Source organism: Rhizomicrobium sp. (assembly GCF_056722145.1).
Genome location: NZ_JBWZET010000110.1, coordinates 1 through 8,103, shown reverse-complemented (window position 1 = coordinate 8,103; position 8,103 = coordinate 1). Strand labels below are relative to the sequence as shown.

The 8,103-nt window shown below is 63.7% G+C and carries 10 protein-coding genes; 5 read left to right on the top strand and 5 right to left on the bottom strand.

The window, feature by feature from the left end; translation table 11 throughout:
* Positions 1-299, bottom strand: a 299-nt coding sequence (locus AC1P6P_RS06115) for an Hsp20 family protein (protein WP_481401549.1), incomplete at its 3' end; no start/stop codon positions are given.
* Between the two features lie 125 nt (positions 300-424).
* On the opposite strand from AC1P6P_RS06115, the gene pabB reads away from it, so the two are divergent.
* Positions 425-2,167: an aminodeoxychorismate synthase component I gene (pabB, locus tag AC1P6P_RS06110; protein WP_481401548.1), complete on the top strand. Its 1,743-nt coding sequence runs from the start codon at positions 425-427 to the stop codon at positions 2,165-2,167.
* Positions 2,168-2,397: 230 nt separating this feature from the next.
* Here pabB and AC1P6P_RS06105 read toward each other — a convergent pair whose 3' ends face one another.
* From AC1P6P_RS06105 to AC1P6P_RS06090, 4 genes are all read right to left on the bottom strand, one after another.
* Complete coding sequence (locus tag AC1P6P_RS06105; protein ID WP_481401547.1) at positions 2,398-2,763, bottom strand: hypothetical protein; 366 nt, start codon at positions 2,761-2,763, stop codon at positions 2,398-2,400.
* Positions 2,763-4,259: an FAD-dependent oxidoreductase gene (locus AC1P6P_RS06100; protein WP_481401546.1), complete on the bottom strand. Its 1,497-nt coding sequence runs from the start codon at positions 4,257-4,259 to the stop codon at positions 2,763-2,765. Before AC1P6P_RS06100 ends, AC1P6P_RS06105 begins: the two co-directional genes overlap by 1 nt.
* 79 nt (positions 4,260-4,338) lie before the next feature.
* On the bottom strand, positions 4,339-4,698 hold the full coding sequence (locus tag AC1P6P_RS06095) for a DUF559 domain-containing protein (protein WP_481401545.1): 360 nt from the start codon (positions 4,696-4,698) through the stop codon (positions 4,339-4,341).
* Complete coding sequence (locus AC1P6P_RS06090; protein WP_481401544.1) at positions 4,674-5,297, bottom strand: DUF1287 domain-containing protein; 624 nt, start codon at positions 5,295-5,297, stop codon at positions 4,674-4,676. The genes AC1P6P_RS06095 and AC1P6P_RS06090 overlap by 25 nt, the downstream gene beginning before the upstream one ends.
* A 608-nt stretch (positions 5,298-5,905) precedes the next feature.
* On the opposite strand from AC1P6P_RS06090, the gene AC1P6P_RS06085 reads away from it, so the two are divergent.
* The 4 genes from AC1P6P_RS06085 to AC1P6P_RS06070 form a co-directional block, all read left to right on the top strand.
* The gene (locus AC1P6P_RS06085; RefSeq protein WP_481401543.1) at positions 5,906-6,178 is read left to right on the top strand and encodes a hypothetical protein; all 273 of its coding nucleotides are present in this window, start codon (positions 5,906-5,908) and stop codon (positions 6,176-6,178) included.
* 79 nt (positions 6,179-6,257) lie between these two features.
* Positions 6,258-6,464 carry a helix-turn-helix transcriptional regulator gene (locus tag AC1P6P_RS06080; RefSeq protein ID WP_481401542.1) on the top strand — a complete coding sequence of 69 codons (207 nt, stop codon included), beginning with the start codon at positions 6,258-6,260 and terminating at the stop codon, positions 6,462-6,464.
* A gap of 151 nt (positions 6,465-6,615) precedes the next feature.
* On the top strand, positions 6,616-6,987 hold the full coding sequence (locus AC1P6P_RS06075; protein ID WP_481401541.1) for a hypothetical protein: 372 nt from the start codon (positions 6,616-6,618) through the stop codon (positions 6,985-6,987).
* A partial coding sequence (locus AC1P6P_RS06070) for a DUF927 domain-containing protein (protein ID WP_481401540.1) occupies positions 6,980-8,103 on the top strand: 1,124 nt, incomplete at its 3' end. The genes AC1P6P_RS06075 and AC1P6P_RS06070, both read left to right, overlap by 8 nt.

Genomic DNA, 8,103 nt, shown 5'->3' with positions numbered 1-8,103 from the left:
GCCAGTACAAACGCGCGTTGAAACTGTCTGGCTGCAATGCCGCGGTGCAAGAAATTGCGATCGCCGCCGTCGGACTGCTTGCCGCGGATGACGAGTTGGCGGTCCTCAACAGTAACGTTCAGTTCTTCGCGGGTGAAGCCGGCCACCGCGAGCGTGATGCGGAGCTTGTCGTCGCCCGATTGTTCAATGTTATAGGGAGGATACCCGTCACCACCGCTTTTCGCGGTACGTTCCAGGAGCTGTTCCAGCCGCTCAAAACCGAGCAAGAATGGGCTGTTGAAATAGACCGCGCGATTCATGACAAAGCCCTCCTTAAGCGGCTTTTCGACAGCGGCCCGGCAGGCGGCACCGCTGACCTACAATGTGGGGTGAATGCCTCGTCATTCAAGATGGCGATTGCGGCTTCCTCAACGGAGTGTTGCAAATGGGCTCGCGCCCGAGTTTTTTTCTCGATGATGTGACCGATGGCTGCTTAACCGTGTTCGGCCGGCCGCTCTCAACCCTGACGGCGACGCGGCTGGGCGAGGTGCCGGCGGTGCTGGCGGCGGCCGACGCGGCCCTGGCCCAGGGAAATTATGTTGCGGGGTATTTCGCCTATGAGGCCGGCTATGCCTTCGAGCCGCGGCTGGCCCATCTGGCGACGCCGGCGATGCCGCTGGTCTGGTTGCAGGTGTTCGACAAAGCGCCCGTCGCCTGTGAGGCCGACGCGATCCCGGGCTGGCTCGCAGGCAGGGCCTATGCCGGGCCGCTGGCGCCGGAGTGGGACGAGGCCGCCTATGGCCGCCGCTTTGCCGAGGTGCGGGCGCTGATCGCGGCGGGGGACTTCTATCAGGCCAATCTGACCTTCCGGGCCGGGTTTGCCTTTGCCGGTGATCCCTTGGCGCTGTATGCGGCATTGCGGGCGGCTTCGGGCGCGCGCTATGGCGCCTATCTCGATACCGGGGAGCGGCAGATTTTGTCGCTGTCGCCCGAACTGTTTTTCGCGATTGCGGACGGGGCCGTCACTGCCAAGCCGATGAAGGGCACCGCCGCCCGCGCCGCCGATCCCGAGGCCGACGCGCTCGCCCGCACGGCGCTGGCCGAAAGCTCCAAGAACCGCGCCGAGAATTTGATGATCGTCGATCTGCTGCGCAACGACCTTGGCCGCATCGCCGCAATCGGCAGCGTTGCGGTGCGCGACCTGTTTGCGGTGGAGACCTATCCGACGCTGCACCAGATGGTGTCGACGGTGTCGGCGAAACTGAAGCCCGGCGTGCGCGTGCCCGAGATCATGCGGGCGCTGTTTCCCTGCGGCTCGATCACCGGGGCGCCGAAAATCCGCGCCATGGAGACGATTGCCGCCCTGGAGGCCAGCCGGCGCGGGGTCTATTGCGGCGCCATCGGCTGGTTCGCGCCCGACGGTTCAGCGCGCTTCAGCGTGGCGATCCGTACCCTGACGATTGCAGGCGGATGCGGCGAACTCGGCATCGGCGGCGGCATCGTCCAGGATTCGGAGTGCGCCGACGAATATGCCGAGGCGCTGCTGAAGGCGCGCTATTTCGCAGCCGCCCGCCGCCCGCTCGAACTGATCGAGACCCTGCGCTGGAGCAAAGCGGACGGTTTCGTGCGGCTTGAGCTACATCTCGCCCGCATGGCGGCATCGGCCGTGGTATTCGGGCTCGCTTTCGACCGCGCCCGCGCCCGCGATGTGCTCGACGAAGCGACCTATGCGCTGGCGTTGCCGGAACAGGATGCGGTTTGCCATCGCCTGCGCCTGACGCTCGATGAAAGCGGCGAAATCGCCTGCACCACGGCGCGGCTCGCACCGACCAGCGAGTCCTGGACGGTCGCCATCGCCGATGCGCGTGTACAATCGACCGACGCGCTCGCCCGTCACAAGACCAACTGGCGCGCGCCCTACGACATCGCGCCGCCGCCCGGCATTGACGAACTGGTGTTTCTCAACCAGCGCGGCGAAGTGGTGGAGGGCGCCCGCACCAATGTGTTCGTGCCGCGCGATGGCACGCTGCTGACGCCGCCGCTGGCGTCGGGCTGTCTCGATGGCGTCCTGCGGCGCGAGCTTCTGGCCGAAGGGCGCGCCGTGGAAGCCGTGCTCAAGCCGGAAGACCTTTCGGAATTCTACTTAGGCAATTCGCTGAGGGGGTTGATCGCGGCCAAGCGGCTTTGACCAGGCACGTCAGCGGTTTTTCGATTGCGACATGCACCAGGCAGCAGCCGAAACCCGACAAACGAACGCGCCGAATTGAAGTGCAGTTTTTTATGATGTCATGGCCCGCAGCTGCGGGCCATCCAGGTTTCGCCCGCGCCGACGTTTCAGGAAAAGTCAGAATCTTCTGCAAATGATTGAGCAACACCACCTGCGTCGCCCGCAGTCGCGGGCGATGACACAGGGCGGCGTTACCCTGCCGCTTTCGCGGCCAGGGCGCAGATGAGGGCGAGGGTTTCGGGCAGGACCCAGCCGCCGCCTTCCACCAGCCGTCCGTTGGCGGCATCTTCGGCGATTACGGTGGCGAGGCGGCGCTTGGCGATGCGGGTGCGCAGGCTTGCCGCCAGCGCGAGCGGCTCGAAATCCTCGCTCTTCGCCAGCACGGTCTCACCGATCTGCGCGGCGCCGTCGCGGTCGTCGACCAGCGCGATAAGATCGTCGTAGGGCGTCGGCGAGAAGCGTTTGCGGAACAACAGCCGCGCCCCGACGCCGCCGATCACCGCGCCGGTCACGGCCGCGCCGCCGATCATCGCCTGTCGCCGCGTCGGTGTGCGCATCACAGCCAATCCTCCAGATGATCGGCCAGCCTGAGCGCGAGGGCGAGAAGATTGATGGTCGGATTGGCGGCGCCATAGGTCGGGAACACGGCGCTGCCGGCAACAAACAGATTGGCGACGCCATGGACTTTCAGGTTGGCATCGACCACGCCCTGTTTCGGATCGGCGCTCATCCGCGCCGTGCCCATGTGGTGATTGCCCCAATCGAGACTGGCGTACCACTCTTCGCGGGTGGAGAGATTCAGCTTCAGCATGCCGATGCGCCCCGCCAAAAGCTGCCGCCCGAGTTCTTTCAGCGTCAGGCGATACTTGGCGAAATCCTGATCGGCGATCTTCATGTGCAGCTTCAGCTTCGGCATGCCGAGCGCATCGCGGGGCGTGTCGAGCGTCAAACGGCGGCCGGGATCGGGTGTCAGCTCCATGCCGCAGCCGAGCGAGTGGGCGACGGCATCGGACGCGTCCACCCCAAGCGCATCGGCCGTCGCCACGACCGCCGCCTTGCCGAGATCGTCGAGCGCGATCGGGTTTTCCACCGTGATCGACGACGCCATCACGCCGTGGCTCTTGCGGTAGTCTTCGCTTGGGAACAATCCGGCGCGCAGTATGGCGCCGTGGGTGATCTGGTTGCCGAGATAGAACGGCGCGATCTTGCCGTCGAACAGCACCAGGGTGGCGTTGTCGCGCGGCGTCGGGTGATCGGCGAAAAAGCGGCCGACGAGATCATGCGCATTGCCAACCCCGGCCGGGGCGACGTCGTTGGAGGCGAGCAGGAGCCGCGCCGTTTCGATCGCGCCGGTCGCCACCACCACCGCTTTCGATTTGACCGTGAAGCTCTTGCCGCTGAGCGTCTTGATGTCGAGTTCGCGCACCGCCGTGCCGGCGCCGTTGAGCCCCAGCCGGGTGACATTGGCTTCGAGATAGACCGTCAGCCCGCGCGCCTTCTTGAGGTCGCCCTGATAGCGTTCGCCGAAATGGGTCGGCATGATCGAGCCGCGCATCCGCGAAAACTGGAACCAGCGCGTCGTCAGGCCGCCGTCGCCGAGCTTCAGCGGTTGGCCGAGGTGGCCCATGATTTTCGCGGCGGCGTCGTAATAGAGCGTGCCCGCTTCGCACAACTCGTGCGCCCGGACGAAATAGCGGTCGACATCGGCCTTGGCGATCGGCCAGCCGGAATAATCCATCCAGTCGCGAGCTTCGAAATCGATGGCGTCGAGCGGCCGGCACCAGCCGCCCCAATGATTGGAACTGCCGCCGAGATAGCGCAGCCGCGAGGATTCCAGCGTCAGGTACGGCGCGCCGGTCTTGCTGCCTTCGTAGAGCGCTTGCGTCTTGGCGTCGAAATCGGTGCCGCCGCTTTCGAGCAGCACGATTTTGCGCCGGGTGCCCGCCAGCGCCAGCGCGATCGCGATGCCGGCGGGGCCGCCGCCGATGATCGCCACATCCGCTTGCACGACGGTGCCCGATGGAACGGTGCGGGCGTCGATGAATGCACCCAAAATGCTCGCCTTTCGCCCAAACGCGACTCTGAAGCCGGCGCAAGATTACTCGCCGGATTCAGCGATGTCTTGCGTCTGTTCAGGGCTTGACGATACGCAGCGTGAACGCGGCCGCAACGTCGTCGAGGACGCGCTCGGGATCGGCATCGGGCGCCGGCGACAGCACGCGCCAGCCTTGCGCCACGAACCAGTCGCGACGGGCAGGATCGTCGTCGTTGTCGATCAGGATGACGAGTTTTGCCGCCAGACAGGCGAAATCCGCGCACCACGGGCCCAGCCGCACGGCTTGCGTGAAGGGCGGACCGGCGCGCTCGGCAAGCAGTGGCCACAGTTTCCGCGCGGCGTCGTCGGCGGTTGCGCGCAATGCCCTTTTCGCGTGCAGCGGCGCCTTTGCGCGCAGCGCCTTTTTGCGGGTCAGCGGTTTCTTCCGTTGCAGCAAGGCGGCCTCCAGTCGACAGCATAGCGGAAATGGCCGGTGATCGGCCAGGCGAACAGCACATCCTCGAGCACCTGGCCGCCGCCGATGTTGTGCATCAGCAGGGGCCGGACGCCATCGGCCGTGCGGCGGTTGGTGACGATGCCGATATGCGGCAGCGAGCCCTTCGGATTGAGGTTCCAGGTGACGATATCGCCCGGCTGATAGTCACGGGCGTTTGGCGTGATCGCCAGCGTCTTGCCGTGACGGCGGAAGAAGGTCGCCAGATTGAGCACGCGGCGGTGATCGATGTTGCTGTCGGGCGAGGTGCGCCGCCAGGTGCGCGGATAAAGCGAAAAATGCGCCGCCATGTCCTCGTGCACCAGCTTCTGCAGATCGATGCCGATGGCGCGATACGCCCGCACCACCACGTCGGAACACACACCGGTCGTCGCCGGGACGTCGCCATTGGGATAGGGGATGCGTCGGTAGGCGGGATCGTAGACGACGCGCGGATTCTGCAGCGCCACCGCCGCCGCGACGAACTTGTCGGTGAGCGGCGAAGCGGGAAGGACAGATCCCGCCAGCACGACGAAGAACGCCAGCGCCGCAAATCCTTTCATGGCGACACCCCCGAAGCCGGAACGGCATCGTGCCCGGGAATTGCGGCGAAGAGTGGATGGGGAGCCTGAATGTCATCCTTCGCGCGCCGCGCCCAACCGGCATCGCTCATTTCACCCGCCAGTGCACGCGGCCACCTTGGATGACGACGTTGTATGATGGCGAATTGAATTTTGGGGGAGGAGAGGGCCTGCCAAGAGGGCTTCGGCGAGGCGGCCTTCGTTGCTGCGCAGCGAAGCCTGGTGGGCCAAGCACTATTGAATATGACCTATTTCGCTCAATAAATGAGGCATTTCTGAGATATGACCGCGCGTGGTTACCCCCACTGTTACCCCTGATGTGCGACGGTGGCTCCGACACCCCCGCAACACCTTCATGCCGGAAGGGCCGATGGATGGCGAACGCCTCTTGGCCTATGCCGAACGTGTGCTAGCCCCAACGATTCGGCCCGGCGGCGTCGTGGTCACGACACTCTGTCTTTCATAAGACGACCGGTGCCGGGGAGGTCGTCGCGCATGGGCACCATGTTTCTGCCTGTGCGTCCCGCGCGTGAGGCGGTTGGCAGATAAAAGACAGAGGATCGGGGAGCCCCCCGCCACGGTAGAAGTGAATGCGCGAAAAACGAACGCTTGCCGAGTTAGAAGCTCAAATTGCCATGTTGGAAGAGCGCTGGTTCGAAATCAAGGTTACTCTCAGTGCGCTTAAGCGGGAGAGGCGGGCTCTCGCCGCCGGCACTGCAAGCGGCCAGTCCCGAAAAGACGAGAAGCGTGATGCTGCAATTCGTGCGGAATATCGAGCATCGAGTCATTACGGCAGTGTTGTTGCTCTTGCGAAGAAGTGGGGCCTTTCGACTCGGCAGATACACCGCATCCTCAAACTGTGACATGAACATATCTCGCTAACTCATGTCGTGGTCGTGACGGGACCTTTGTGGACGTCTTCAAACCACAAAGGAGGGCCGCATGGCCTCACAGTGTACCAGTAACACCAGGATTGAACGTCTTCCCGAAGTGCTCGCGCGCGTCGGGATGGGGCGGTCATGGGTCTATAATTCTATCCGGCTCGGAAAATTTCCGGCTCCGGCTAGGCTCGGCGCGCGCGCCGTTGGCTGGCTCGCGGCAGACGTCGATGCATGGATTGCGTCGAGGAGTTCCGTGGCCCAGGGCTAAGGCCCCTTTGAGCGCTGTGCGGCTGACGAACAGCACTGTCAGTGCAGTCATCTGGCCGCGTGCAGCTTGAAAGTATCAGTAATTTCAATGCCTTGTCATACTGTCAAGTGGTGACAGTGACTCGCGCGTGTCAGTCGAAGAAAGAAGTACGATGTCTGATGTTGATCCGCGTAACGCGGGATCATTGAAGAAACGGCCCGCCAAGGGCCGTAAGTGCCAGACGGCAAAGAAACGCCGTCCGGATTTTTCCGCAGTCAACGCAGCGGCGCTGTGCGCCCTGCGGGCGCTGGTGATGCGGTGGTTGCCGAACGGGCGCCGTGAAGGTCACGAATGGTGTGTCGGCTCCCTAAGGGGCGAGCCGGGCCGCTCGCTCAAGATCAATCTGAAAACGGGTGTGTGGCGCGACTTCGCGGAGGGCATCGGCGGAAGCGACCCGGTGGCCCTGGTCGCTGCGCTGTTTAACCTGTCGCAGGGCGAAGCCTGCCGCGAGCTGGCCAGCATGCTGGGGGTCGGCCATGAGTGATCTTCACACTGGCGCCTTTGCGCCTCTGACCGCGGCTGAAATCGCTTGCGCCATTCAACCCGCGTCCACGCCGTCTTCAAAGCCGAATTGGTCGCCGATCACCCCTATTCCGGCGTATGCGCCCGAACGTCCGCTAACCCATCCTACGCTAGGCTGGCCGACCGCCTCTTGGTGCTATTGCGACCCTGAGGGGCGGCCCGTCTTCTGGGTGCTGCGGTTTGATCTGGTGACAGGCAAGAAGGTGATCCTGCCGTTGAGCTACTGCCAGAATGAGCTTGGTGAACGGGAATGGCAGTGGGTCGCCATTCCCGCGCCTCGGATGATGTACAATCTGGACAAAATCGTCGCGAATCCAGACACGCCGGTCTTGGCCTGCGAAGGCGAGATGGCTGCAGAGGCCGCGGCCAAGCAGTTCACCGATTTCGTCACAACTACCAGTCCGAACGGCGCTAGCGCTGCCAGCAACACCGATTGGGCGCCAATGAAAGGGCGCCGCCTCGTCATTTGGCCGGACCACGATAGGGACGGGACGAAATACGCCAAAGATGTCGCTCGCCTCGCGCTGGAAGCAGGAGCTACGTCTGTCGCCATTGTGAACGTGCCTGATGAATTTCCGGAAAAATGGGACCTGGCAAATAACCCGCCGGAGGGTTTCGGGGAAGCCGAATTGCGTGCGTTGCTGGACATAGCCACGCCGGTCACAGCGCCTTCGAATGCGAAGATCAATGAGGTCAAGCTGCCGACGGGCTTTTACATGACTAAGGCCGGCTTGTTTTTCGACACTGGTAACGACGCCGAACCGCCCAAGTTCATCGCTGCTCCGTTCGATGTGCTGGCCAAAACTCGCAATGATAACGGTGATGCTTGGGGTCTGCTGCTCCGGTGGAATGATGATGATGGACTTTCTCACCAGTGGGCGTTGCCTAGCGCCTTGCTTGCCGGGGACGGCACTGAGATTCGCCAACGGCTGTTGGACGGTGGGCTGCTGCTCGGTGCGGATTATGCGGCGAAGAAGCTTCTTAACCAGTATTTCGCGACTGTCAGCACGCCCAATCGCGCGCGCTGTGTTGAGTCCACGGGCTGGTACAAGAAGGCGTATGTGACGCCCGGCAAGGT

Coding starts and splice junctions, on each gene's coding strand:
- pabB (WP_481401548.1), top strand. CDS start 425: ATGGGCTCGCGCCCGAGTTTTTTTCTCGATGATGTGACCGATGGCTGC.
- AC1P6P_RS06105 (WP_481401547.1), bottom strand. CDS start 2,763: ATGCGCACACCGACGCGGCGACAGGCGATGATCGGCGGCGCGGCCGTG.
- AC1P6P_RS06090 (WP_481401544.1), bottom strand. CDS start 5,297: ATGAAAGGATTTGCGGCGCTGGCGTTCTTCGTCGTGCTGGCGGGATCT.
- AC1P6P_RS06085 (WP_481401543.1), top strand. CDS start 5,906: ATGCGCGAAAAACGAACGCTTGCCGAGTTAGAAGCTCAAATTGCCATG.
- AC1P6P_RS06080 (WP_481401542.1), top strand. CDS start 6,258: ATGGCCTCACAGTGTACCAGTAACACCAGGATTGAACGTCTTCCCGAA.
- AC1P6P_RS06075 (WP_481401541.1), top strand. CDS start 6,616: ATGTCTGATGTTGATCCGCGTAACGCGGGATCATTGAAGAAACGGCCC.